The organism is Kothea flammea, assembly GCF_052161645.1.
Classification (GTDB): domain Bacteria; phylum Planctomycetota; class Planctomycetia; order Pirellulales; family Pirellulaceae; genus Laterigemmans.
Map to the genome: position 1 here is coordinate 2,249,082 of NZ_CP197414.1, position 24,725 is coordinate 2,273,806.

Here is a 24,725-nt window from a genome sequence, read left to right on the forward strand (position 1 = left end):
CGCCCGCCATTGGCGGGTCGCCGCGAGGTGTGACGCAGGTTTACCAGTTCAGGCCGAACTGGCTGCCGCCCGACTCTTTGCCAACGCCCCCTTTGAGCGGGCCTTCGTGCTGACGGCGAACCGCCAATTCGCGAGGCGGTTCGTCTTCTTCTTCGACCTGTTTTGTTTCGCTGGTCGCTGCTTTCGATTGCGCCTGTTTAATCGACAGGGCAATTCGTTGGCTTTCGCGTTCGACGGACAGTACCTTGACCTGAACTTGTTCGCCTTCCTTCATCACCGAACTGACATTGGAAACACGGTGGCTGGCCAGCTCGGAGATATGCACCAAGCCTTCGATGCCGGCACCGATGCGAACAAAAGCACCAAAGTTGGTCAGACGTGAAACCGTGCCGGTGACCACCGAGCCGATTGGGGCGAGCGCCTCGACGGTGTCCCAGGGGTTTTCCAACAGGTCGCGATAGGAAAGCGCGATTTTGCCAGTCTGCTTGTCGACCTTTTCAATTTTGACTTTGACTTTCTGCCCCAGTTCCAGCACATCGCTGGGGTGTTTGACGTTGTCCCAGCTCAGTCGGCTGATGTGGATCATGCCATCGAGCCCGCCCAGGTCGACGAACGCGCCGAAATCCTTCAAGCTCCGCACGGTTCCTTCCAGCGTGTCGCCGGGTTCGATCTTTTCTAGCTGTTCCTTGCGTTGCTCTTCCCGCTCGCGCTCCAAGATGGCGCGATGGCTGAGCACTAAATTCTTGCGGCGAGGATTGCATTCGGTGACTAAGCAGATCAGCCGTTGTCCGACGAATTCGCTGGCATCTTCCACGCGATACTGAGCGATCTGGCTGATCGGAATAAAGCCTCGGATGTTGCCCACGGTCGCTTCCAAACCGCCCGTGTTGGCGGCCGCCACGTGGGCTTCGACCACGGTCCCCTCCTCGATATCGTCCCAATCGCTGACATCGAGTGCTTGACCGGGGGGCACCAAGTTGTAGAGACCATCCTCACGGCTGAAGCCTCGCACAATCAGATCGAGCCGAGCACCGACTTCCGGTGGTGTCTCGAATTGCAAGCGGCTGACCATCCCTTCGTCGGGGCCACCCAGTGCGACATAGACGTTCTCTTCGTCCATTTTCAAGACGGTGCCCTGGAGCTTTTGACCTTCTTCCAAACCGCCTTGGCGATTCTCCAAACCGGCCGGACCGCTTAAGAATGCTTCCAAATCGGCTTCCGCCAATTCGGCGTCGAGTTGAGCTTGCAGATCGTCGCCCAGGGGCTGACGCAAGTTGGGCAATTGCACTCGCTCTTTGTAACCACCACCTCCGCCAGCGGATTGAGCTTGAGTGTTTTTTGAGTCATCAGGTCCAGTTTCGTTACCACTCGCGTCAGCCTGGCCTGTCCCGTCAGCTTGGCTGCTCACCGCGGGAGCTGACTTTAGAGCCGGTTTGCCACCAGAGACGCCCTGCGGACGAAAGGGGCCAGCCGTGGGACCCATCGGTTTGTTCGTTGCTGGACGTTTTCCACCCGTCGACTTGCCCCCTTTGGGTAATCGCTCGGCGGTTGGCGAGGAGGGCTTGGCGATTCCCAGTCCACGAGCGGCCAAAGGTCCGGCAGAACGTGCTAAGGGGCCGCTGCCCGCGGCGTTAGGCTGTTCGGCGGACTTGGTTGGTTCGGTTTGCTGTTCGGTTGGTTGTTCGGTTGGTTGTTCGGTTGGTTGTTCGGTTGGTTGTTCGGTTGGTTGTTCGGTTGGTTGTTCGGCTGGAGCTGCGGGCTGTTCGGGTGCCGAAGCTGCGGGGGCCGGGGTGGCTGCGTCGTTCTCAGGAGATTGCTCAGGCACAGGTCTATTTTCGGCGTTTGTGGTTTCGGATTGCGGAGTCGACGAAGATTCACCCGCCGCCGGTTCTTGGCTTGGTGTAGCTGCCGAATCGGTCGGAGGGACCGAATTGGATTGGGACGCTGGGGGCTGGCCAGAATTCATCAATCTGTCAAAACGAAAAGCGAAGGGAAATGGCGACCGAAGTGGTGATGCCGAGTAACACCGTAGTCTAACAGTGCAATTCTGCAATCGATAGGCTGTTGTCGGCTATTTCAGGTGCAATCTTCCCGCAAGTTCAGGCGAAATAACCGTTACGCATTCCCCAGGCCGCAACATCAATGCCATCCCTAACTCATTTGCCCGCGTCGTTGTTCCCCCCACCCCTCGCTTCCTTGATCGCGAGTTTGCCGTACCCTGCGTTGGATGCCGGCGAACCCAGCTTCGAACTCGCCACTATGCTCAAAGAGCTCGAAGCCGCTCGCGGCAATCAACCCTTTGCTCCTCCACAAATGGCGGCGTTATGGCTGCTGGCTGGGGACCTTGAGCAATCGCACGCTATTAGTCAGTCGCTGGATACCCATTTGGGCAGCTTCTGGCACGGAGTCATGCACCGTCGCGAAGGCGATTATGGCAATGCCAAATATTGGTTTCGCCGGGCGGGTACTTTGCGCTGTTTTTCCACTTTGACGCGGGCCGTTCAAGAAGACTCGGAGACCGCTTCGTTGTTACCAAACAGTGATTGGGATGCCGAGCTGTTCGTTGATTTTTGCCAACAGGCCGTTCGCAATGGGGGGCCACAGCAAACTCGCTGCGAGTTGGCTCAATGGAGGGAGTGGCAGATCGTCTTTAACGTTTAGCAACATCGGACAAAACGGCGGTTCGTGTTGGGGTGAAGTGTCTATTTCCTAGGGGGTGCTGCGTTTTTTTACGCATTTAGTAGGTTTTCACCTAGCTTCTCTGGACCGCGTCACCTAGGCTCTTGAGCAGCACCTAAACGTCTGGCACACCACTCGATGTGGCTGAGGGTGATCTGGTGCCCCCCATCCCTGAATTGCGTCGCACGCGTCAAGCGCATAATATAAAGACGACTTATCTGATTGGGAGACTGTCGCGAGCCAGCACGGAGAGCTGTTAGAAGTAGCAGACGGGGGAGGACCGGTCCGAATGGGGCATATATTTGGAACGGATCCTCCCCCTGTCCACTCAAGTCGTCGCGACTCTAATTATTATCGGTCCCATTCGGGAAACATGCTATAAGGAAATCCCTGAATGCCAGCCAATATATTAATCATCGATGATCACGGCTTAATTTGCCTCGCGGTTCGGCAGTTGGTCGATTTTGAGAGCGACTTGCATTGTTTGGCGACTTGCGCCGATTTGCAGACTGCCGAAGAAGTCCTCAGCGCCGAGCAGGTAGACGTCGCTGTCTGTGATTTGAATTTGGGTCAGGGAAACGTGTTCAAGTTTGTGACGCGCCTGACAAAGCTCGTCTCCACACGCTTCTTAATCTCCTCAGCACTCCGCCCCGAACTCTACGCGCCGCTTTGCCGACGAGCGGGAGCCAGTGGCTATATTCACAAATCGGCAGCCCCCAATGTGCTGGTGGATGCCATTCGTAAATTGGCCTGCGAGCATGCCGAGGACGAGCGGCCCTGGGTGGGAGAAGTCTTGCATGATCATCGTCCCGGTTCGCTGTTGTGCGGGCTGAGTGATCGCGAGTGGCAGATCTTGTTGGAACTCGGACGGGGAAATTCGACGAAAGAGATTGCTCGTAAGTTTTTCGTCAGCGACAAGACCGTTGAATCGCACCGCTTGAGCATCAAACGGAAATTGGCTTTTGAGTCGAAGGATCAATTAGTCAGTTTCGCGGCGGAGTTGAGCGAAGTGATGTCGGATTGAAGGTTGGCCAAATGTTGGCGTGAACCTCTCTCAGGGGCTCATTAAACGTCGGTCGGTTTGGCCTCCGGGTTTTCGATGAGCTGCTCTAAACGCAGTAACTCCTCCGCAGCCATCTCCAGCAGTCGCAGGTCGACGGTATCTCCCGCTTCGCCTTGTTGGCGAATGACCTGCAAAGCCAGCGAAATGGAATTGATGTGGTTTCGTGCTTGATGGCGATCTTGTCTGCTGAGCTGCACGTGGTGCCCCTCTTGTAGCAATCAGATGTAATGGGCGGATGTAACGAGCTTGATCCTGGCAAATGAATGATTCGGCCGTGCCGGGCGTTCACTTTGAAGCTTGACAGCTAGTTTCCCGTTGTCCTAGCATCCCGACCCGGATTGTACACGGAGTGACATAGATGTCGCGCCGCTGATTTCCACCCGCAAGTGGATTGCTAGGATGCTTCAACGCCGCTCACCGGTGATGTTAATCGCAGCTTTTTGCGTAATATTCAGTTCATTGACGCCAGTACCGCGGCCTTTGGTTGGGCAAACCGGCGAAGGGCCCAGCACCGTTTCTTATGTGCTCCGACATCAGAGTGCGGAAAAAATACTTCAAGTATTTCAGCCTTTGGTGGCGAACGAGCCCGGGGTGCAGCTGCGCGCTGATGCTGACAAGAAACGGATCGTGCTGAGCGGGCCCGACTGGGCCCATGAGCTGTTCGAACAGGTCTTACAGCGAGTCGACCGCGAGGCAAAACCGGTCCAGCCGGAAGCAAGACCGTCACCCATCCCAGCGGCTCAATTGCAGCAGCCGCGGCTCCGTGCACCCCCCACGGCAGATTCATCTCCCCCAGCCGATTCACGTCCCTCGGCCGATTCCCAGCGCGGCGAGCCGGTGGGGCCCGTCGATGTGGAATTGCGGCGGCGGTTAGTCAATTTGCCGACCGGTAAAGCGACTGCGATGCGGCGAGACCTGCTGGAATTACTCGGCGGTCGTCTGCGAATCCCCCCTGATCCTAAGTTACCTTGGAGTATCAACACGCCCCAGGGGCCGCTGCGAATCGATTTCGATCTGGCTCGCGAGGATGTCTTGCTCGATGGCCCCGCCAACGTGATTGATCAATTTAGTCAACTGCTGACCGTGGTTGCGCAGAAGTATCTCCCCCGTCGAGCCGAGCAAGCTGGCGGACAAAGCCAACGCGTGCTGTTGTTACGCCGCGAAGTCCAAGCCGAAGTGGAAATGTTGCTGGAGTCCTCGCAACACTTGCTGCGGCAAGAGGACTCGACACTCAACGCCGGCATGCGGCTAAACGGGGGGGCTCGGCAAGCAACCGCTTCGCTGCGGCAAGGTGCCGATTTAATCGTTCGCTTGGCAGGCGCTCAGCAACCACCTGCTGAAACACCACCTGCGCAAAAACCACCAGTTAATCAGCAAGAGGGCGAGCAGCAACAGGGTGAGCAAGTTCCAGGGGATAACCGAGCGGGAGAAAATATTCTGCCTCTCAACCCCGCGCTGCCCCAACTCGACGGAGTGGAGATCGAACTGCTGCCTGACCTCGACGCGATTATTCTCAAAGGGCGTGATCAAGATCTACAACAATTGGCGGAAATCATTCGTGAGTTGGAGCAAATCAGTCGTGAGACTCAGCCAGCCGTCGAAATCGTCAGGCTGCGGCATACCAATTCTACGCAGATTGCCGAGTTGATTGCCGATACTCAACAAGACTTGCTGGGCACTCGCCAGGGTCGCGCTCAATTGACGCCGCTGGGCAAGCCCAATGCGTTGCTGCTGATTGGCTGGGGCGAAGCGGTGGAGACGCTGCGCTCTTTGATTGGCAAACTGGATCAGCCGCTTGCTGCCGAGACCCAGTTCCGCTTGTTTCGCATCAAATATGCGGTTGCGACTGATTTGCAGCAAACCATTGATACCTTTTTCTCCGCTCGCGACGGTGCGCTGGCGCCGCAAGTGCAAGCCACCGTCGATCAACGCACGAACACGCTGATCGTGCACGCGGCGCCGCGGGACATGGTCGAGGTGCAGCGGATGGTTCAGGAGCTCGATACGCAGTCGGGGCGGTTTGTCCAAAGAACGCGGATTTTTCCCATTCGCAACAGCCTGGCCAGCGACGTGGCTGACACTTTGCGGGAAACGGTCCAGCCGACTTCGGCAGCCAGCCAAGCGGCCGCGATGGAACTGCTGCTCGATGATCCCCAGAACCAACAAGTGATCGTTTCGGGGATTCTGGAGAATATTCAAATCACCGTGGACGTGCGTAAGAACAATCTAATCGTCTCCGCCCCGGCGGACGCGTTCGACGTGTTGGCCGCCTTGATTGATGTGCTCGATTCACCCAGTAGCATCGCCAAAATCAAGATCTTTCCGATTCGCAACAGCGACGCGGCTAGTTTGGTGGAAACGCTTCGCTCCTTGCTGCCCAGCCAAGCGGGCGGTGACCCCGTTTCGTCAGCCCAGTTGTCGAGCGCACCGGGGGAATCCTCGTTGGCTCCGCTGCGCTTTACGGTGGATGTTCGCAGCAACAGCATAATCGCCTCCGGTTCCGATGGCGATTTAACGATTGTCGATGCCCTGGTCACGCGGCTCGATGAAACTGACACCATGCAGCGGCAGAATACGGTTTATCAGCTAAAGAATTCGCCCGCCGTCGATGTGGCTTTGGCGATTAACGAATTCCTCAGAAATACGCGGCAGGTGGAAAACGCTTCGCCCGGAACGATCAACCCTTATGATCAATTAGAAAAGGAGGTTGTCGTTGTCCCCGAGCCAGTTTCTAACAAGCTGATCGTCAGTGCCACGCCGAGGTACTTTGAGGAAATCAGCAAGATGATTGAAAAGCTCGACGCCCAGCCACCCCAGGTGATGATTCAAGCTTTGATTGCTGAGATCGCGCTCGATAACACCGAGGAGTTTGGTGTGGAGTTGGGAATTCAAGATTCAGTGTTGTTTGATCGTGGGCTGTTGGGAGAGCTGCTAACCGTAACTAACACGGTGCAGAACTCCACGCCCGGCGGGGTGCAAACCGCGACCAATCAAGAGATCGTCGCAGCTACGAATCAACCGGGGTTTGATTTCAACAATACCAATTCGCTGGGCAATAGCGGCTCTAATCGAGCACTTGCTGGAGCGGGCACGGTGGGGCCTCAAGCGATCTCCAATTTTGCCGTCGGACGTGGTAACGCTGAGTTGGGTTTCGGTGGACTTGTGCTCTCAGCCAGCAGTCAAAACATTAACGTTTTGCTCCGTGCTTTGGAAGAAACGCGACGCATGGAAATCCTCAGTCGTCCCCAAGTGTTAACGCTCGATAACCAGCCCGCTTTCATTCAAGTGGGCCAGCGGGTGCCACGTATCACCGGTTCCTCGATTAACCAAATTGGTCAACAGAACACGGTCGAACTGGAGAACGTCGGCCTGATTTTGGGGGTCACGCCGCGGATTTCTCCAGAGGGGAATGTGACGATGGAGATTGATGCCGAGAAGTCCAGCATTGGGCCGGAGATCGAAGGTATCCCCGTCTCGGTCAGTAATGATGGCACGATTATTCGCAGCCCACGGGTCGACGTGACGAGTGCTCAAGCGACGGTCAGTGCGGCCGATGGAGAAACAATAATTCTGGGTGGCTTGATCACGAAGAGCCGCCGTGAAGTGCATCGCAAGGTGCCTTACCTGGGCGACATTCCCGTGCTCCGCCACCTGTTCCGCTTTGATTCCATGTCAGTCCGGCGGACCGAGTTGTTGATTATCCTCACACCTCACATCGTGCGTACTCCGGCCGATGCCGAACGGCTCAAGCAGATTGAAATGGCCCGCATGAGTTGGTGTGCGGCGGATGTGTTTGACTTGCATGGCGAGGTTTACCATGAGGCCGATACGTCGCTGTTGTTTTCGCAAGAGGATGAAGGCGTCCAGGTGATCTATCCGCATGTTGATCCCCGCGGTGCGGCCAAGATTTCACCGCAACAAGCAGCCGATTATCCGATGTTGGGACCGGTCTCGCCGCCGAACTTGCAAACATCGGAGGACCTGCCCTCGCCTCCCGCCAAGTTGCAACCGCCCGTCGTGTCCGGCCCCACCGCCCCTGCCGATTTCACGCTTCCACCCTCGCCTCGCGGCAACTCGAATTCCGGCTCTCCCACCCCCGTTCCGAGCGGAAGATAACAAACATGTATCGCAGTATCTGGTCTAAACGTTGGGCATTGTTGGCTCTGCTCGGTTGCACCGGCGGCCAAGTAGGTTGTCAGTTCGCACCCGAAGCCAGCCCCTGGCCCAAACCCTTTTTTGCCGCCAAACCAACGCATCAACTGCCCGACCGGATGATGGTCATCTGGTCCGATACCATTTTGCACCAACCGCAGCAGCCCGGCGTGCGAGGCTTCGGTGGCCGGATTTACTTCTACAAGGGAAGTGGTTCCGAGCCGGTGATGGTCGATGGCGGTTTGGCTGTCTACGCGTTTGACGCCGCCAACGGACTGCGGAATTCAGCCAAGCCGGAACGTAAGTTTGTCTTCACGGCTGATCAGTTCAATGACCACATGAGTCACACAGACATGGGACCCTCGTACAGCGTGTGGATTCCCTGGGACGAGGTGGGTGGCACTTCGCGACAGCTGAGCCTGGTGACGCGTTTCGAGGGCCGCACTGGCGGCGTGGTCATCTCTGACCCGGCTGTCAAACTGCTGCCCGGTCTCGATGTGCCGCTGACTCAGCCAGTTGTCACCCGGGCTGTCTCGGAAGCGGTTGCTGCCGCGGGCGGTGTGGTGCAAGCCAGTAATCAAACGGACTTCGCTGCCGAGAGCACAGCTTCCAGCGGCGACTGGCGGGGCCCGCGACGGGAAGTCGAAACGTTAAGTTTGCCTCCGAATTTTGCTCGCCATCTTCGTGGTAATCAGCAACCAATACCGTCGGCGATTGTGCCCGCGGTAAAGCCTGCGGACGCGAACGCTTCGCTGCTCGGCTCGGAAACTCCAAACGAGCCGCAAAGCTCAAGCACACTCGATGGCCGGGCTGAGTCGGCCAGTTTGCCACCGCAAACTCGAGGTTACCAGCCACGTCATTCGTTTCGGCAACCAGAGGGTGCTACGGCAGCGAGTGGGGCAGAGGGAGCAGCGGGGCGAACAGGAAATCAGCCCGCCGCCGCCAACTGGATGCATCAATTGCCCAGCACACCGCGGCGAAAGTACTGAACGCACTAGCGTCCGGTTCCGCGGCGCAGCTCTACTCGGCTGCGGCTTGCAGCGGCAAATCGAAATCGCCCGTCATGTCGCGCCACACGCAGTGGATATGGTTGGCGGGATTCCCCTCAGCATCCGGTTGCGTGTTGACGAATTCAATCAAGAAGGTGGGGCCTTGGATGCGGTAATAGTGTCCGATTCCGGGCTTCGTCGCTCCCGCCCATGCAAAATAAACGTTGCCCCAAGTGGCTTCGCGAATCGCTTGCATGCGAGCCTCTTTGACTTCCGTCGGCATCGCATTGGCGTACTCTTCCACCAACGATTCCAACAGCTCTAGCTGGTCGGAAGTCAGTTCACGGTAGGAGATGCCGGCCGGTTCGGTGGCCGGCGGTTGTGCTTCGCCAGCGGCGCGGATTTCGGCGGGTGCTTCCGGGGCGATGATCGCTTTTTCTTGTTGCGCCGGTGATAGTTGGTTTACCAATTCGAAAGCCAACGTCTCTTCGGCGGCCAAGATGCGAGTGCCTTTACGCAGCGGCGCGCCTTCCACTTCGGATTTCAAAACGGCCGGATTAGCGGCGAAAAATTGGGGCGTCGAATCGACAATCTGCGAACCTTGGCAGACAAAGTTCAACGACAAGTGGTGCCCTTCAAAGCTGAACCCCCAACGTGTCTCCGCCCCCAGGGGATCGCCAAAGAGGGTGACGTAGTATTTTTCAAAGTCACGTTCCCAGGTTCGTTCGGGGCCTTCGAGGGCTCGCAACACTTTTTCCATCAGCATAATTTTTGATGCTTTGGAATACCCAGCTTCGCTGAGCGCCGAACGCAACAATCGCAGCGAAGCGGCCTTTTGCGGGTCGTTCATCTCTCGCAACGCCATCCCCTTGCGATCTTTCATGGGAACGAAATGCCAACCCACGCGGGCTGAATCGTCAAAGGGTAACACCACCACTTGTCGTTGCTCGACATCCAGCAGACCGACCAGCGTGACCGCCGACTCACGCATCGAATCGGCCGAAGTTCGCAGGATGGTGGCTGCCGATGCACAGCAGACCAGCAGGATGCCCAGTGGCAACCAAGTGAAGGATCGCCAGGAGACAAACTTTTGACGTACAGCCATGGAAATAGCCTCGAAGATGAAGAACAGGTGGGGTGAGGAACAGGAGGGAGCGAGTCAGCGGGATGTTGGCTAGTCGCAACAAAGCGATGCGAGGAGCGCCGGTGAGCTTTAGGAAGCTGCTAAGAATCGTAACCGAAGTTGGACCGGTTTGCAAAATGACTCATTCGTCGCTGGGGCGATGCGGATGCCAATTCGGATCGCGATCATGGTGCGTTTGATTGACGTGGACGTGCAGCTCCGGGTGGTTGGCAAACAACCAATCCCAGCCCGCACTGGTGATGCGAGGGTTGTCCAAATAGAGCGATTCCAGATAAGGCATCTTGGCCAACTCTTTCAGACCTTCGTCACTGACCGGCACGTTAATCAAATGTAACGCGCGGAGCTGTTTCAGCTTGGCCACGCTGCGGCTGATGTCGTTCGCTCCATCCCCGCCGACACGCAGTTGCCGCAGTTTGCTGAGGTCGGCCAAATGGTTGATACCCTGGCTGGTCAATTTCGCTTGGGGCAGGTTTAGCACGCGCAGATTTTCACACTGCTTGATCGCCTTCAGACCCTCGTCGGTGATCTCGGATTGGCGAATTCGCAAGTGGATCAGATCGGGCAAGCTGGCGATCGTTTGCAAACCTGCATCAGTGACAACGCCGGCATCCAAAATCAGCACTTCCAAACCGGGCAACCCACGCAGCGGATCAAGCTCCGCGTCGCTAATCGGCAAATCGGATAGTTCGAGCGTGTCGCTTTCTTCGGCGCGGATCGCCGTTATCCTCGCGGCCACGACATCGGCCACCGCGGGGAGCGCAGGCGGTGGCATTTTGGGGACCATAAAAAGCGTAAAAATCCCATTGATGGCCATTACGCTGAGCACGGTCAGCGAAAGAATGATCAGTTGAAAGCTGGCGCGGGGTGATTTCTGCGGCGCACTCACCGGGGCGTCCGCTGCCGATACCTCCAGTGATTCACTTGTCGTGCTGGTTTGCTCGGCGGTTTGCTCGTCGATTGGCGACGCCGTGGCATCGTCGGTCGGGGGCGATTCATCGGGGATGTTCATCAAATTCTGAACCAGCGTAATGTCACGGCGAAGGCGGTTCGGATGGTTGTTACTTTTTCTTTCCGGGTGGCCGCTTGCGCTTGCTCGGTGGCAACACGACGCGATCCGATTCGTTGGGCATGCCGGCCGCGCTGCGAATGCGATCACCAATCGATTGCTTGCCAGAGTCTTGTTTGCCGGCAGTTTGTTGCGTGGGCGAATTGCCACCCTCGCTGACTCCAGCCAAATTGAGTTGAGGTGTCTTGGGCACCATTTTCTTCACCGCTTTGCGTTCCACGATGCCCCACAGGCTGCTGGTGATGAAGTACACGCAGAGGCCGCTGGGGACGCGGAAGAAAAATAGCCCCATCATCAGCGTCATTACGGTCATGACTTTCTGAGTCATTGCCGTTTGCTCGTCCGTCGCCGGGGGCATAAACATCTTCTGTTGCACCAAGAACAGACCGACCACGATGATTGGCAAGATGTTGAAGTAAGGTCCCAACCAGCCGGTGCCGCGTCCAAATAAATAATCCCAGCCGAGGTCGCCCCAGTAAAATAGCATGTCGGGACCAGCCAAGTTGCTGGCCCATTGCAGTTTCGAGGAGAGTGCCGCTTGGCGCAGTTCGATGTCGACGCTGAGGGCCCGGTAGAGCCCCATGAAAATTGGCAATTGCACGAACATCGGCAAACAACCACTCAGCGGGTTAAAGCCGACTCGTTGCTGCAATTCTCGCTGGGCCTTCAAGCGTTTTTCAAAGTCGTCTTTATACTTCTCAGCGATCTTCTTCAGTTCGGGAGCCAACTCTTGCATCTTTTGAGCATGGATGGCCGCTTTCCGTGAAAGGGGAAACATGCAGCCCCGGACCAGCAAGGTGAGCATGATGATGGCCACCGCATAGTTGCCGACAATCGCGTAAAAGATATGCAAGAGTGTCGATAGCGGGCTGGCTACCCAGCCAAACCAACCGTACTCCAAAGTTTCCACCAGCCCATAATCGGCCAGTAGTTGAGGTTCTTTGGGACCAGCGAACATCCGCAGACCGTGCGAGAGCGCGCCGCCGGCGGGAACCGTTTGCGGTACGCTGTCGAGATAGAAGGAGATGTTTGCCGCCCGCTCTTGATTGCTCGGGATTAACGAGGGCTGGGCGACCACCATCCCGGCCGCCCGCGCATAATCGGCCAGCTTGGTTTCGCCTTCCGTTGGTACGTAAGAGACGGAGAAATATTGAGCGTCGACCCCGATGTAACGCAGTTCGCGTTCAGCATCACTACTCTCGGGCACAAAGATGACTTGATCGGGATCGCGGGGCGTGCTTTGGGCGGTATCGAGCAACGTGTAGGCACTGATTAATTCGCGACCTTCCGCACTCGTGTTGTAGACAAAATCGCGAGCCGCAGCGCCCGAAAAGTTGGGACTGATTTTCGTTGAGTACCACCAGCCCTCCAGCGTCAAGCCGTTGGGGCCTTCCAGGCGGTAACCCAGTTTCTGGGGAGTTTCCCCGCGGTTGCGAATCTCGAAATTCAAATCAATATGATAGGAGGCTGGCTCCAGACGATAGGATCTGGCCAGTTCGACCGCGCCGCTGCCACCCGCTTGTGAAATGATGTTTTCGGGCAAGGGCAATTCAAACTCAATAAACCCGTCAGCATCCTGTTGGCTAATTTCCCAAGATGTATTGTGCTGGGATACCAGTTGGGGCAGCTCCAGCTGGCCGGTGCGAATCGATGTCGAACCGACATGCGAAAGTGTCAGCAAGCTGGAGGGGCGACTGAGGTTGCCTTGAACTTGATCGGCTCCAGCGGTGTCGGCCGCCCGGACTAGGTCCAGAGGATGTTCCGAAAGGGTCACCTGAAACTGGATCGTACTTGGTGGTGCCGGCTGTTCACCCTCTGCAGGCTCGTTCGTTGCGGCCACTGGAGCTTGCCGAATCACGTCGATGGTAATTTCGTCGAACGGTTTGGTGGTTTCCAGCAGTTGAGCCAAATCGGCAGCCGTGCCGACCGCTTGTCCGTCCACGGCGACAATGCGATCGCCAACTCTCAAGCCGTCAGGTTGTCCACTGAGTCCGGTCGCCAGGGATGCCGGCGTGCCAGGGCCCACGACGTTGACAATCGGACCATCCCCGATGGCCGATGGGGAAAGTGCCAGGTAGCCCAAGTAGCCGCTGCGAACATCGACGCGGCGGTACTTCAGCCGACCGTTATCTTTTCGCTCGGTCATCTCGATGCGTTCGATTGCTCCGCCCCGCGAACGCAGGGTGACCAGTAAGTGATAGCCCGACGTGGGGTCCATAGAGCCGAGCGTGGTCCAGGTATCGGCTGCTTTGGGTGGGAAATCAGGATCTTCGTCGACTGCCGAGACGTTGCCTTCGTCGCGCCCGCTGGTCACTTCGCCAGGCGAGCTGGGCAGCATGCGTTCGTCGAGCGCCTGATCGGGGTCTTGCTCGGCTGGCACGGCAGCCGCATCGTTCTCGGCTTGGCCTTCCTGCAACGGTGGCGGTGGCGGCGGAAACATCGCATTCATTGCCATGAATGCAGTGACGAATACCGCGGAGGCGAGAAAAAAGGTGATGAGACGACGTTCCACGGTGCTTGCTTGCTCAAGTTTATTTGGAAATCCCAGGTCGCGCGAGGCACGCTGCCGGCACACGCGGAGAAGAAACATACCCCGCCATGGTATTCTGTCCCGCTGGACGTTCCTTGGGAACCCGCGTTGACGCTGACTGGCCGAGTTTTCAATAGCTAGCCCATATTTTCAGCGCTCCGGTGACCTACTACGCTGTGGGCCAAGCTCGGCCCGAAATTCGGCGAACGGTTTTCCGGCTGCGGCTAGAACGGAGTCTGCGCCTTAATCCCGCCCCCCCTAATCCGCCCGGACACTGAAGTGAATTCGTCATGAGTCGCAAGTCGAATTCAGCTTCTTTGGCTGGGAACAGCCCGTCTGCTGGGTTGAATGGGCAAACGAGCGGGGCGTCTGCTGCCGATACGCCGGTCCGTCGCCGCTACCTGGGCATGTTTGTCGTCGGCCTGGTGTTGTTGGGCTGTTTGTTGCCGGTCGCCTGGTTTTCCTCTCGCGCGGCGGTCCGCTCGACGCTGAACGATCCGGCCGGTTGGATACCGTCCGATTTGCCGGAGCGAGTGGCATGGGACGCGTTCCAAGAGCAATTTGACAGCGGAGCGTACATTTTTGTGAGTTGGCCATCCGCCGACTTGCACAGCCCGGAATTGGCAATTGCCCAAGCCGCTTTGCGGAATCTCGACGCCCGCATTCCGCAGGCCTACTTCAAATCGATCACTTCCAGTCACGACGTCTACGAGCGGTTAATTGCTTCGCCGCTGAGTTTGCCCGACCGAGTGGCTCGCGGTCGCCTGGTCGGTTCCCTACTCGGTCCCGATGGCCAGCAAGCGGTGCTGGTGATCGAATTGGACCCCGGAGCGGCCCCTTATCGTGCCCAGTTGGTTGCCGATTTGCGGGCGACGGTGGCCGCGGCGGTGGATGTCGCGGCGGACCAAGTTCGGTTGGTGGGGACGCCGGTCGAAGGTGCGGTGATTGATACCACGGCGATGCAGTCGGTCGATGTGTTTGCCCTGCCCTCCGCGCTGTTAGCGGTGTTTCTCTGTTTTCTTTGTTTGCGTTCTTGGTGGCTGACAGCCGCGATCAGTTTGGTGGCGATCATTTCTCAGGGCTTGGTGCTCGGCGCGGTGCTGCTGACTGGCCAACCGATGAATGCAATCTTGATCGTGTTGCCGCCGTTGGTCTTTGTGTTGACCGTTTCCGCCGGCATCCATTTGGCGAACTATTTTTTGGAGGCCGTAGCCGAACACCCAGGGCAAAGTCTGGAAATGTCGGCTCAGCAAGCGGTCAAAGCGGGGGTTCCTCCATGCCTGCTGGCTGCTTTGACCACAACCGTTGGGCTTGGTTCACTATTGCTGGTGCCGATCGTGCCGGTGAGGCACTTTGGTCTGATCGCCGCGGTTGGCGTGGTGGCCAGCTTGGGGCTGCTGCTGTTGGTGTTGCCCGGAACGATGCTGTTGACGCGACCGACTCGCATAGCCCGCCCGAGCCGACGCCGGGATATCGTGTTTCGCAAACTGGCTCGCTTTCCGCTGCGGCAACCGGGGAAAGTGCTCGCGGTCGCTGCGCTCTTGGCGATCTTCTTGGGCTGGGGGCTGACCAGGCTGCAGACCACCGTCAGCATTCCCAATTTGCTCTCTCCCTCACACCCCATGCGGCAAGATTACCAATGGTTTCAGCAGCATGTCGGCCCGACTGTCAACGGTGAGTTGGTGGTTAAGTTTGCTCGGCCGGACGAATCGGAGCCGCTGCAGCGACTGGCCCTAATTCAGAGGTTGCATCGTCAGTTGGCCAGCGAATCGCATGTGGGGGGAGTCCTGTCGGCCAGCTCGTTTTTGCCGCCCATCCCCCAACGCCGCGGGTTGGCCGCCGCAGCGACCCGCGGAATTTTGCGGCATCAAATCGAGGACCCCGATTCGGATATCGGTCAGCTCGGTTATTTGGCTCACGCCGACGGAGCGGAGCTGTGGCGAATCAGCTATCGTCTGCCGCTCGCCGAGGGTTTTCAATATGCCGAGGAATTGCTCCGCATCGGCAGTTCGATCACCTCCTCGATCAAGCCCGATGACCCGCCCGCCGAGGTCAGCACCACGGGGGAAGTGATCTTGATCGAAACGGCCCAGTCGAATTTGTTGGTGGGGCTGCTGAACAGCTTTTTGGGCGCCTTCATCGTGGTTGGCGTGGTGATGGCGGTGGTTTTGCGAAGTGTCGTGGGGGGGATGTTGGCGATGTTGCCCAACGCTTTCCCAACGCTGGTCATTTTTGGTTGTTTGGGATTCTCCAAAACACCGCTCGATATCGGTTCGGTAATGACAGCCAGCGTCGCTTTGGGGATCGCCGTCGACGATACGGTGCACATTCTCTCGCGATTCGGCAGTCGGCGGATGCGAGGATTTTCTAATCTAGAGTCGGCCCGCGGAGCGCTCCGCCAATGTGCCGCCGCGATGACTCAGACGACGATCGTTTGTGGCTTTTCGCTGCTAGTTTATATGTTCAGCGATTTTCTCCCCACGCGACGTTTTGCGCTGCTGATGCTGAGTCTGCTGATGGCCGCTCTGGTGGGCGACCTGCTGCTGCTGCCAGCCTTGATGGCGACCAGGCTGGGTCGTTGGTTGGCTCGTCCGGTGCTGGCCAGCGCGGAAGCCGAAGTGGACGCCGATGAGCCCGCGCATGAAAAAACCCCAGAGAGCCGGGGGCAGCCAACTCTCTGAGGCAGAAGGGACCAGGCCAGGGTATGTGGAGCAGCAACACCCCTCGACCTGCTCCCCAAGAACGGGTGAGACGCTAGGTTGGAAAGAAAAGTTTCCTGAATCGACTACATTTTGTCTAACAAAAACTCAGCACCTACGAAGTTATTCATAGGAGCGGGGGCATGCTACGTCAAGTTGTGAAAAGTAAAGTTTTCAGCAGCTAATGTTGAACGAATAGTCGCAATGCTGGAGACGCTTGAGAGCCGCCCGCCGATTTCCAACGTTTGTCGGAACCGTTCTTGCGAATTGATTAGATTCGTCCCTGAGTTGGTTTTTTCTGCGGAAGTTTTCGCCCCGCGACGGCAACCTCTTCTGCCGCTAAATGAACCAATTAGCGAGGAGGTTAACGTATCCCGGCGGCGTTGACCAGCAGACACCTGGGAAACTGGCTTTTTCCCACTCAGCGCCCCTCGTGCTCGCTTGATCCTTGCGAGCTTGGCTTGATCGGTTCCGCCGAGTGGATTCGAGCACGAGTACCGTTTCACTGAGTACGAAGCGGCACAACAAAATCGGTTTTGAAAAGCACGGGGAGAGCCGTCCTACTTGATGCCAGACGGGCCTGCAGACCCATCCTATCGTTGTTTTCAATTGCAAAATTCAGCGGTTGCCGCGACCTAGCGAAAATGCTGCAAGTATCTGGCTCGCGCATCGGGCAGTTCGGCGCTCATCCGGCGACTCAGCGGGCCGGGTGGAATGCCAGCTTGGATGTCTTGCAAAAAACGCCTTAGCACGCCCCGTGATTGGTCGCTTTCGTGGAGCAGAAAGTGGACCCAGCTCCAAGCGTCGCGATAGTGCCCTTGCCGCATTTGCGAAAGGTCTTCGACTGCCTCCAAATCGGTGATCGCGGGGACTTGATGGAGCAGCGTTTTCAAGCGGACGATTTTGTGATGCTCGTGATGTTGTTCCCGTTGGCCGGGGGGGACTTCGAAGTATTCGGCCAAACCTTCGTCGATCCACAAAGGTACGTACGTCAGCGAAGCGTTCAGCAGCGCGTGGGTCGTTTCGTGTCGCAGATCGATATCCATACCATGATTGGCGTAAGCGAACACCATGCCCGGACCTCGGCGTTTGATGAACAACGCGCGACGCTGGGGCACATCGGGAAAGTACTTAGCTAAATAGCCGCGGTAAGCATCGGCTTGAGCGAATAAGATCAAATGGATCGATTCGTTGTTGATGCGAATCCCCAGTTGGTCGGCTAGCTCTTGGCTGAGCGTGGGTAGTTCTTCCCAGACGTTTGAATGGGGGCGGGGATCATAGTCGGCGTGAAAATGGAGGTTCTCCACCGACCATTCGATCGGCCAACGTGGGCCCGAGCGACGAACATCACGAGTTTCATTCGCTTTTACCGCTAGCGTATCCAGCAGGCTGAGCGAGGGCGCTAGGCACAGCCCGATCAACACAGTCAAGGTTGGGACAATCGCCTTTGGCTGTGAAAGGAAACTCGGCAGCATCAGGCGACTCGTTTACCGAACAACTTTGCCAACAAACCGCGTTGTCGAATCGCTGGCAGCGGTGGGCAGTCTTGCCCCTCGGCCACGGCCGCCGGGTTGACGCAGGCGATCGCTTCGACGTAAGCCGGTCCGGCGATTTGCTCGACAGACTGCATGGCGTCTCGCATCCGCGGGCGTCGGCCGCGAGGGCTGTGCGCGTCGGTGGCCAGGAAATGCACCCAGCCCCGCTCGACCATCATGCGTGCGCACTCTTCAGGCGCCTTTCCAAAAGTGCCGGTGATGCTGTCGGCGGTGATTTGCATCAAACAGCCTCGTTCAATCAAGCCGGGCAGGACTTCCGGGTGCCGCAGAATCCCCTCGTTGCGTTCGGGGTGACTCAAAATACCGACCATGCCGATGCGGTGGAGCGCATTGAGAACGGGTTCCAAAGGCATGTACAGTTCATGTGGAAGTTCCAGCAGCACGTAGCGACCGGTATCGCCCAGCGACAGGCAATCACCCGACTTCAGCCGCTCGATCATGTCGCTGTCAATCCGCACATCGGCCCCCGGCAAGACTTCCAGGGGAATATTTTGATGAGCGAGCAGGCGAGCGAATTCGTTGGTCAAGTTGCGGATGTCGGCTCCGCGATTGTGCGTGTAGTTGCCCAGTTGGTGAGGGGTGAGGATGGCGCGGCAGATACCTTCATCGACCGCTTGCCGGGCCATTTTGAGCGCATCTTCCCAGCTCTTCGCGCCGTCATCGATGCCAGGCAATAGATGGCAGTGAATATCGGTCACCGGGGGCCAGTCCTGACGCTCCATGTCGATTCCCTTCCAATTTTTTGAAATCCGCGGCCCCTCGTTAAACAGTCAGCCGCAGGCGTACTTGTCGTCAAACAGTCAGCCGCAGGCGTACTTGTCGTCAAACAGTCAGCCGCAGGCGTACTTGTAATGGGAGCGCGTTCGCCTTCGGCTGACGGTTAAACGACTCATTGAACGGTATTACCGTTAAACGAGCCTAAGTGCGCCTGCGGCTGACTGTTAAACGCGTTAGTGCTATGCCGCCAGTTTTCTCAGAAAAATAGCCCTCGCGTCAATGGAGATCATGCAGCGGTCGACACCCGCGATGGGGCCGTTGCGGTTAGCCCCCCGTTAACTGGGATATCAACGCGCTGGCCAGCCCCAGCACGAGGAAAAAACCGCACATGTCGGTGATCGTCGTCAACAACGGGCCGCTGGCAACCGCCGGGTCAAAATCAAAACGTTTGAGCACTAGCGGCACCGAGCCCCCGATCAAGACGGCTAACATCGTGTTCAGGCAGAGAGCCACGCCGACGACGAGGCCGAGATAGACATTCCCTTTCCAAATAAACGCCAGCACCGCCACGATGCTCCCCAGTACCACGCCGTTGATAATGCCCACGCCAGCCTCTTGCCGCAGCACTCGCCACAGATCTTGCGGACGCACCAAGCCCAGCGCTAATTCCCGCATGCTGACCGCCACCGCCTGATTGCCACTGCAGCCACTCATGTCGCTGATAATCGGCAGGAAAACGGCCAACGCAATCACGGCTGAAAGCGTATCTTGAAAGCCGGCGATGATCGAAGCGGCCATGATGTTGAGCACGATGTTGATGCTCAACCAAGCGAGCCGACGCCGAGTTCGCCGCCAAATTGGCATCGTTCTCAATTCCTCGCCGCCGACGATCCCTTGGCTCTTTAAATAGTCCGATTCATTGCGATCGGCTCGCGCTTCATCCACCGCCGATCGCTGGACCACGCCCAGCAACCTGCCATTCGCATCGACCACCGGCACGCCGAGAAAATGGTTGACGTCAAAGAAGTCAATCAAAGCGTCCAGCGTGGTGTTGTCAGCCACGCTCAGCGGTTGCTGGATCATGATTTCGGCGACCGGTAATTGCCTCGCCGCCAGCAGCAAATCTCGCATCCGCAACACACCGACCAAGCGTTTGCGGCGATCGACGATGTAACCGTACTGAATGTCGTAACTGCGATAATCTTCCGCGTTGGCTGTGAGGTTTTCGACCACATCGCCGATCGTCATCGTTTGCCGAAATTGCAACAACTCGGTCACCATCAAACCACCGGCAACCTCGTCGTCATACTCCGTCAGCGAGCGGACGGCGGCCGCCTCGCTTGGTTCCAAGGCGGCGAGAATTGCTTCCGCGTTGGCGTCGTCCAAATCGCCCAACAAGTCAGCTTGCTCGTTGCTGGGTAATTCGTGAACGATCGCGGCAGCTTCTTCGGGCCCCAGCAGCTCGATCAACTCGCTGGCCTGGGCGTCCGACAGGTGCGAGACCAACTCGGCCGCTTCCTCCGGCGGCAACACCGTTAACACCAACCGCCGGTCGTCGTCGTCCAACCGGCTGAGCGCGCGCGCCTGTTCACCGGAACTCAAATCAGAAAGAAAGAATTCCAAGCGTTGGCTATCGCCCGCCTCGATAATCGCTTCGAGAGTTTCCCAGGGACGTGTGGAATCGCTGTTGGTGTCTTCGGTGGTATGCATGCTCGCATGGTAGAGCTTGGCGAGATTCCGCACAGCCCCCTCGCATAAGTCTTTCGGCTAGATCTGCCGTTGAGCACTAGTTCGCGGTTCGGGGGAACCGCACGCTGGCGCGTTGCGGCTGAAGAGGAACCGCAATTAACCGATCGCGGGGATCTCTTGCGCTCGCATTTGCAGTCGTTGCAGAGCGGCTTGCGCCTCTTCGGCGGAGAGCGAACTAACTTCCAAGCCGCGGAGTTCGTCCAGGGCCGGGTGGTCGCAATAGCCAAACAGAGTCATCTGCAAAGCGCCCCCGCTGGATGATTTTGGGGGGGCAATGGTGGAGCGATCAAATTGGTCGCGATGATCGTGTTCCAGCTGCGCAAGAATGTCTTTGGCCCGCTCGTTAACCGCGGTCGGGACGCCGGCCAAACGAGCCACATGGATGCCGTAACTCTTGTCAGCACCACCGGCGATGATGCGATGCAGGAACACAACTTGATCGTCCCATTCGCGGACCGCCACATTTAAATTGACCAACCGCGGCAACGATTCGGACAGTTGTGTTAACTCATGATAGTGCGTGGCGAACCAAGTTCGACAGCCGACGCGATCGTGAAGATATTCAGTGATCGACCAAGCCAGTGCCAATCCGTCATAGGTGCTCGTGCCCCGCCCGATCTCATCGAGTATCACCAAGCTGCGGGGAGTGGCCGTGTTGAGAATTCTGGCCGTTTCCACCATCTCCACCATAAAGGTACTCTGCCCGCGACTCAGCTCGTCGCTGGCTCCCACGCGGGCGAAGATGCGGTCGGTCAAACCAATGGTGGCTCGCTTGGCCGGCACGAACGAGCCGACGTGGGCCAGCAGCGTGAGCAGGGCAATTTGCCGAATGTAGGTGCTTTTGCCGGCCATGTTTGGCCCCGTGATGATCATCAACATCCCATCTTCGGCACTGCACGTGGCGTCGTTGGGGACAAAAGCGCCCTGCGGCATCGTGGTGTCCAGCACCGGGTGACGTCCCTCTTCGATGTCCAACACAATCTGGTCGCTCATCTCCGGTTGCACCCAGCCCCGCCGCGCGGCCAATTCGGCCAAGCCGGCAAAGACGTCGAGGCGAGCCAGCGCGGCGGCCGTTTCTTGTAACTGACGCAAATGCTCATGCACGCTATCGCGCATCGTTTGGAACAACCACAGCTCGCGCTCCTTGGCTTGCTCGTCAGCCGCCAAAACTTTCTCCTCATACTCTTTCAACTCCGGCGTGATATAACGCTCGCAGTTCTTCAGCGTCTGCTTCCGCATGAATGTCGCCGGAACGCGGTCGCGATGAGCGTTGGTGACTTCCAAGTAATAACCAAATACTTTATTGAAACCGACTTTGATGTTGGGGATTCCCGTCTCGTCGATCTGTGCCGCCTGATAACGGGCAATCCACTCTTTGCCACCCTGGGCCAATTGACGAAGGTTATCGAGCTCTTCGTCAAACCCAGCGCGGATATAGCCCCCGTCGGCGGTTGCCAGAGGACAATCATCGGCCAATCCCTCGGTCAACATGGCGTGCAACTCGGGACACAAATGCAACGACTGCTCAATCTCGGTGATCAAACTGGCTTTGCGATCGGTCAAGCGGGCTTTCAGCCGCGGTAACATTGCCAGGGTGCGGCCCACCTGCTGCAAGTCTCGCGGACCGGTGCGGCTGCTGGCGATGCGGCCCAGCAAGCGCGAGAGATCATAAACCCCTTTGAGCGTCTGGCGGATCTCTTCGCGCAGTTCCGTGGCGGCGACTAACTCGGCCACACTTTGATGACGTTGCTCAATCCAACTCGCTTCGGCGAGTGGTGCCGATAACCAATTGCTCAACAGCCGCGCGCCCATCGCCGTGACCGTCTGGTCGAGCACCGCCAGTAGCGATCCCTCGCGGGCTCCGGTGCGGATTGTCCGCGTAATCTCCAAACTGCGTCGCGTGGCGGCATCAATTTCCAACACCAGCGAACGGTGATGCGCGAGCAGAGCGTCAAAATGATCGAGCCCGCCCGACTGCGTCTCTTGCAGATAACACAACACCGCGCCAGCCGCTTGAATCGCCGCCGCGTGTTCCTCGTTAAAGCCGTATCCCTCCAAGCTGGCGACGCCGAACTGCTTGGTCAAGGTTCGCTGCGCCTCCTCGGCGGCAAACGTCCAAGCGGGCCGCATCGTGATCTGCCAGTCGCGCGTCCGGTCGGGTGTCAAACGAGCGTCATCCTCCCGATACAGCACCTCAGCCGGACCAATCCGCTCCAACTCGTCGTCCAGACGGCTGAGCGGAAAAATGCCCGCTTCAAAACGACCGCTGCTCAGCTCGGCCCAAGCAATTCCCACGACCTCGGTGGCAGCGGCCCGGCCTTCAACTTTCGCCGTCTTGTCTTTCCCGAAGGGACGAAACACGGCGACTAAATAGTTGGCCTCGCGAGGATCCAGCAACTGGTCGTCCAGCAACGTGCCGGCCGATACCACGCGAGTTACTTCCCGCCGCACTAACCCCTTCGCCTGCTTGGGATCCTCCACCTGCTCGCAAACTGCCGCCCGATATCCGGCTTGAATCAGTTTCCGCAGATAAGCGTCTAGCTGATGATGCGGAAAACCGGCCATCGGCACCCCGCCCTCTTTGTCCTTATCCCGGCTCGTTAGCGTCAGCCCCAGCAAGGCGGCTGCCGTCTTCGCGTCCTCATGGAACAATTCATAGAAATCCCCCATGCGGAAAAATAGCAACGCATCGCCACAAGCCTGCTTGGCCTCGTCGTACTGTCGCATCATGGGTGTCGTCATCGTGCCAGCCCAAACCTGCCAAAGAACCGTGATCAAGCCGGAGAGAACCGTCAGCACCGGCTAATCAGCAGGTTATCGCTAGAAGCGAGAAAGAAACAGGGTCGGTCGGCTAACTGCGGCCCGCTAACGCCAACTGCTGGCCAATCATTCCGCATCATCCCCAAACTCAGCCAGACCGCCTGCCGCTCACCGCTTGCAGCCAGATCCCCCGGCTATCGCGGATTGTTATCATTTTGATTCGGCGGCCTGTTGTCAAAGTGACGGCAATGTGGTCGTTTTGATGGCGCTACGAATAGCGCTGATCGTCGCTAGTTCGATTGATCTAAGTCTATTTCTGGAAACCGTTTAGGTGGAATCACCTGAGCTCGATTCGCGGTTTTGGCCCCACATCTGCCTTGAAGTGGCAGTGGTCTCGGGGAATCGCCACGCGACCAACAAGCAACCCCACCCCCTTGGGAGCGACGAACATGACCGGACTTTTTTTATTAGGCAGCGGACTGTTACTGGCTGTCTTCGCCGTCGCCGCCGCGCTGCGTCCGACACCTCCGGTGGAGATGTTTTGGGGCTGAGCCAAGCTGGGATTTAGGCTAAGCCGGGATCATCGATATCGGCCAGGTCGCCTTCGGTGATGATGCGAAAGCCTTTGCTGTTGAGCGTATCGGTTGAGACTTCGAGATTGTCGACCATCAGGGCCACGGTCGGCGCGCCGTGTGGTTGTGTCAGCAGCGGGTAGGCCTGAATAATGTTAACCTCGGCTTGCAGCAGCGCCGTGCAGACGCGGAGCAGCGGTTGCGGGCCGCTGGGCAGTTCCACACCGACCAAGTCGCATTCGATCAGCGCTAGGCCCGCTCGTTCCAGAATTTCTCGGCCCCGCTCCGGATCGCTGACCACCATTCGCACGAAGGCACATTCGGCCGAATCGTTGATTGACAGAGCCACGACGCGAATGCCGGTGCCTTCGAATCGCCGAATTACCTCCAGCAGTTGGCCGACGCGGTTTTCCAAAAAGATCGTGAATTGGCGGATGCCCGCGTAATCCCGACCGCGCATGGTGTGAAAAGAAGTGCCCGATTCTTCGCCCGTACTCATCGCTTTATTCTGCCAATTATGTGCTTCAAGGTCGGTGGGGTGACGTATTGGTGAGCGCAAGTCTAGGCTGTTTGGCTTTCCTTGGTCAATGCAAACCGCAAATACTGTCCCGAAACGATACGCTCTCCACGCCTCTGCTTACGGTTCTTATGTCCACTCCGCATACGCTTTCGTTCCGCGTCGCTTACAGTGAAACCGATGGTCAGCGTCGCGTGCATCACGCCAATTACTTGAATTATTTCGAGCGCGGGCGAGTCGAGTATCTCCGCTCGCTCGGTTGGAGTTACAAGGCGATCGAGGACTCCGGCTTGCTGCTGGTTGTCTCGGAGATCAACGTGCAGTACTTCATGCCCGCGGAGTTCGACGACGTTTTGACGTTGGAAACCAGCGTCCTCTCGGCAAAAGGGGCGCGGATTCGCCACGCTTACCGGCTGACGCGCGAAGAAACTCTAATTGTCACGGCCGAATCGACGATTGCCTGCATCGACCGGACCGGCCGCGTCCGCCGTTTGCCGGCGGAATTAAGAACTTCGGGCTAGCGGACCACTGG

General features: G+C 57.8%; 17 protein-coding genes. 7 read left to right on the forward strand and 10 right to left on the reverse strand.

The window, feature by feature from the left end; translation table 11 throughout:
• Window positions 1–40 precede the first annotated feature (40 nt).
• Complete coding sequence (locus SH139x_RS08005) at window positions 41–1,825, reverse strand: S1 RNA-binding domain-containing protein (RefSeq protein WP_488354751.1); 1,785 nt, start codon at window positions 1,823–1,825, stop codon at window positions 41–43.
• Between the two features lie 317 nt (window positions 1,826–2,142).
• Between SH139x_RS08005 and SH139x_RS08010 the strand changes: the two genes are divergently transcribed.
• Together SH139x_RS08010 and SH139x_RS08015 are read left to right on the forward strand one after the other, a co-directional pair.
• Window positions 2,143–2,661 carry a hypothetical protein gene (locus SH139x_RS08010; RefSeq protein WP_488354752.1) on the forward strand — a complete coding sequence of 173 codons (519 nt, stop codon included), beginning with the start codon at window positions 2,143–2,145 and terminating at the stop codon, window positions 2,659–2,661.
• Window positions 2,662–3,073: 412 nt separating this feature from the next.
• Entirely contained in the window at window positions 3,074–3,703 is a 630-nt protein-coding gene (locus tag SH139x_RS08015) for a response regulator transcription factor (protein ID WP_488354753.1), read from the forward strand.
• 41 nt (window positions 3,704–3,744) lie between these two features.
• Here SH139x_RS08015 and SH139x_RS08020 read toward each other — a convergent pair whose 3' ends face one another.
• Complete coding sequence (locus SH139x_RS08020; protein ID WP_488354754.1) at window positions 3,745–3,939, reverse strand: hypothetical protein; 195 nt, start codon at window positions 3,937–3,939, stop codon at window positions 3,745–3,747.
• A 202-nt stretch (window positions 3,940–4,141) separates the two neighbouring features.
• Between SH139x_RS08020 and SH139x_RS08025 the strand changes: the two genes are divergently transcribed.
• Window positions 4,142–7,858, forward strand: coding sequence for a secretin N-terminal domain-containing protein (locus tag SH139x_RS08025; protein WP_488354755.1), 3,717 nt, complete (start codon window positions 4,142–4,144; stop codon window positions 7,856–7,858).
• Window positions 7,859–7,863: 5 nt separating this feature from the next.
• The gene (locus SH139x_RS08030; protein ID WP_488354756.1) at window positions 7,864–8,883 is read left to right on the forward strand and encodes a hypothetical protein; all 1,020 of its coding nucleotides are present in this window, start codon (window positions 7,864–7,866) and stop codon (window positions 8,881–8,883) included.
• 31 nt (window positions 8,884–8,914) lie between these two features.
• Here the strand turns inward: SH139x_RS08030 and SH139x_RS08035 are convergent, their stop codons facing one another.
• The 3 genes from SH139x_RS08035 to SH139x_RS08045 all read right to left on the reverse strand — a co-directional run bounded on the left by SH139x_RS08035 (window position 8,915) and on the right by SH139x_RS08045 (window position 13,605).
• The gene (locus SH139x_RS08035) at window positions 8,915–9,988 is read right to left on the reverse strand and encodes a DUF3500 domain-containing protein (RefSeq protein ID WP_488354757.1); all 1,074 of its coding nucleotides are present in this window, start codon (window positions 9,986–9,988) and stop codon (window positions 8,915–8,917) included.
• Window positions 9,989–10,148: 160 nt separating this feature from the next.
• Complete coding sequence (locus SH139x_RS08040) at window positions 10,149–11,036, reverse strand: leucine-rich repeat domain-containing protein (protein WP_488354758.1); 888 nt, start codon at window positions 11,034–11,036, stop codon at window positions 10,149–10,151.
• A gap of 49 nt (window positions 11,037–11,085) precedes the next feature.
• Window positions 11,086–13,605, reverse strand: a complete 2,520-nt coding sequence (locus SH139x_RS08045) for a YidC/Oxa1 family insertase periplasmic-domain containing protein (protein WP_488354759.1) — start codon at window positions 13,603–13,605, stop codon at window positions 11,086–11,088.
• 308 nt (window positions 13,606–13,913) lie between these two features.
• Between SH139x_RS08045 and SH139x_RS08050 the strand changes: the two genes are divergently transcribed.
• Complete coding sequence (locus tag SH139x_RS08050) at window positions 13,914–16,304, forward strand: efflux RND transporter permease subunit (RefSeq protein ID WP_488354760.1); 2,391 nt, start codon at window positions 13,914–13,916, stop codon at window positions 16,302–16,304.
• 653 nt (window positions 16,305–16,957) lie between these two features.
• On the opposite strand, the gene SH139x_RS08055 is transcribed toward SH139x_RS08050, so the two are convergent.
• A complete protein-coding gene (locus SH139x_RS08055) occupies window positions 16,958–17,797 on the reverse strand; it encodes a hypothetical protein (RefSeq protein WP_488354761.1) in 840 nt (279 codons plus the stop codon).
• Entirely contained in the window at window positions 17,797–18,600 is an 804-nt protein-coding gene (locus tag SH139x_RS08060; RefSeq protein ID WP_488354762.1) for a tyrosine-protein phosphatase, read from the reverse strand. The genes SH139x_RS08055 and SH139x_RS08060 overlap by 1 nt, the downstream gene beginning before the upstream one ends.
• Here SH139x_RS08060 and SH139x_RS08065 point away from each other — a divergent pair.
• On the forward strand, window positions 18,599–18,730 hold the full coding sequence (locus SH139x_RS08065; protein ID WP_488354763.1) for a hypothetical protein: 132 nt from the start codon (window positions 18,599–18,601) through the stop codon (window positions 18,728–18,730). The genes SH139x_RS08060 and SH139x_RS08065 overlap by 2 nt on opposite strands.
• Window positions 18,731–18,919: 189 nt before the next feature.
• Here the strand turns inward: SH139x_RS08065 and mgtE are convergent, their stop codons facing one another.
• The 3 genes from mgtE to SH139x_RS08080 form a co-directional block, all read right to left on the reverse strand.
• Window positions 18,920–20,305, reverse strand: coding sequence for a magnesium transporter (gene mgtE / locus SH139x_RS08070; protein WP_488354764.1), 1,386 nt, complete (start codon window positions 20,303–20,305; stop codon window positions 18,920–18,922).
• 135 nt (window positions 20,306–20,440) lie between these two features.
• Complete coding sequence (mutS, locus tag SH139x_RS08075; protein WP_488354765.1) at window positions 20,441–23,086, reverse strand: DNA mismatch repair protein MutS; 2,646 nt, start codon at window positions 23,084–23,086, stop codon at window positions 20,441–20,443.
• Between the two features lie 582 nt (window positions 23,087–23,668).
• Window positions 23,669–24,175 (reverse strand): acetolactate synthase, encoded by a 507-nt coding sequence (locus tag SH139x_RS08080; protein ID WP_488354766.1) that lies wholly within the window; start codon window positions 24,173–24,175, stop codon window positions 23,669–23,671.
• 149 nt (window positions 24,176–24,324) lie between these two features.
• Here SH139x_RS08080 and SH139x_RS08085 point away from each other — a divergent pair, with 149 nt between their 5' ends.
• Window positions 24,325–24,714 carry an acyl-CoA thioesterase gene (locus tag SH139x_RS08085; protein ID WP_488354767.1) on the forward strand — a complete coding sequence of 130 codons (390 nt, stop codon included), beginning with the start codon at window positions 24,325–24,327 and terminating at the stop codon, window positions 24,712–24,714.
• Window positions 24,715–24,725 lie beyond the last annotated feature (11 nt).

Excerpts from the sequence above, each read along its gene's own strand:
- SH139x_RS08030 (WP_488354756.1), top strand. The coding sequence starts at position 7,864 with ATGTATCGCAGTATCTGGTCTAAACGTTGGGCATTGTTGGCTCTGCTC.
- mutS (WP_488354765.1), bottom strand. The coding sequence starts at position 23,086 with ATGACGACACCCATGATGCGACAGTACGACGAGGCCAAGCAGGCTTGT.
- SH139x_RS08035 (WP_488354757.1), bottom strand. The coding sequence starts at position 9,988 with ATGGCTGTACGTCAAAAGTTTGTCTCCTGGCGATCCTTCACTTGGTTG.
- mgtE (WP_488354764.1), bottom strand. The coding sequence starts at position 20,305 with ATGCATACCACCGAAGACACCAACAGCGATTCCACACGTCCCTGGGAA.
- SH139x_RS08025 (WP_488354755.1), top strand. The coding sequence starts at position 4,142 with ATGCTTCAACGCCGCTCACCGGTGATGTTAATCGCAGCTTTTTGCGTA.
- SH139x_RS08010 (WP_488354752.1), top strand. The coding sequence starts at position 2,143 with ATGCCATCCCTAACTCATTTGCCCGCGTCGTTGTTCCCCCCACCCCTC.
- SH139x_RS08050 (WP_488354760.1), top strand. The coding sequence starts at position 13,914 with ATGAGTCGCAAGTCGAATTCAGCTTCTTTGGCTGGGAACAGCCCGTCT.
- SH139x_RS08015 (WP_488354753.1), top strand. The coding sequence starts at position 3,074 with ATGCCAGCCAATATATTAATCATCGATGATCACGGCTTAATTTGCCTC.
- SH139x_RS08080 (WP_488354766.1), bottom strand. The coding sequence starts at position 24,175 with ATGAGTACGGGCGAAGAATCGGGCACTTCTTTTCACACCATGCGCGGT.
- SH139x_RS08085 (WP_488354767.1), top strand. The coding sequence starts at position 24,325 with ATGTCCACTCCGCATACGCTTTCGTTCCGCGTCGCTTACAGTGAAACC.
- SH139x_RS08040 (WP_488354758.1), bottom strand. The coding sequence starts at position 11,036 with ATGAACATCCCCGATGAATCGCCCCCGACCGACGATGCCACGGCGTCG.
- SH139x_RS08055 (WP_488354761.1), bottom strand. The coding sequence starts at position 17,797 with ATGCTGCCGAGTTTCCTTTCACAGCCAAAGGCGATTGTCCCAACCTTG.
- SH139x_RS08065 (WP_488354763.1), top strand. The coding sequence starts at position 18,599 with ATGTCGATTCCCTTCCAATTTTTTGAAATCCGCGGCCCCTCGTTAAAC.
- SH139x_RS08060 (WP_488354762.1), bottom strand. The coding sequence starts at position 18,600 with ATGGAGCGTCAGGACTGGCCCCCGGTGACCGATATTCACTGCCATCTA.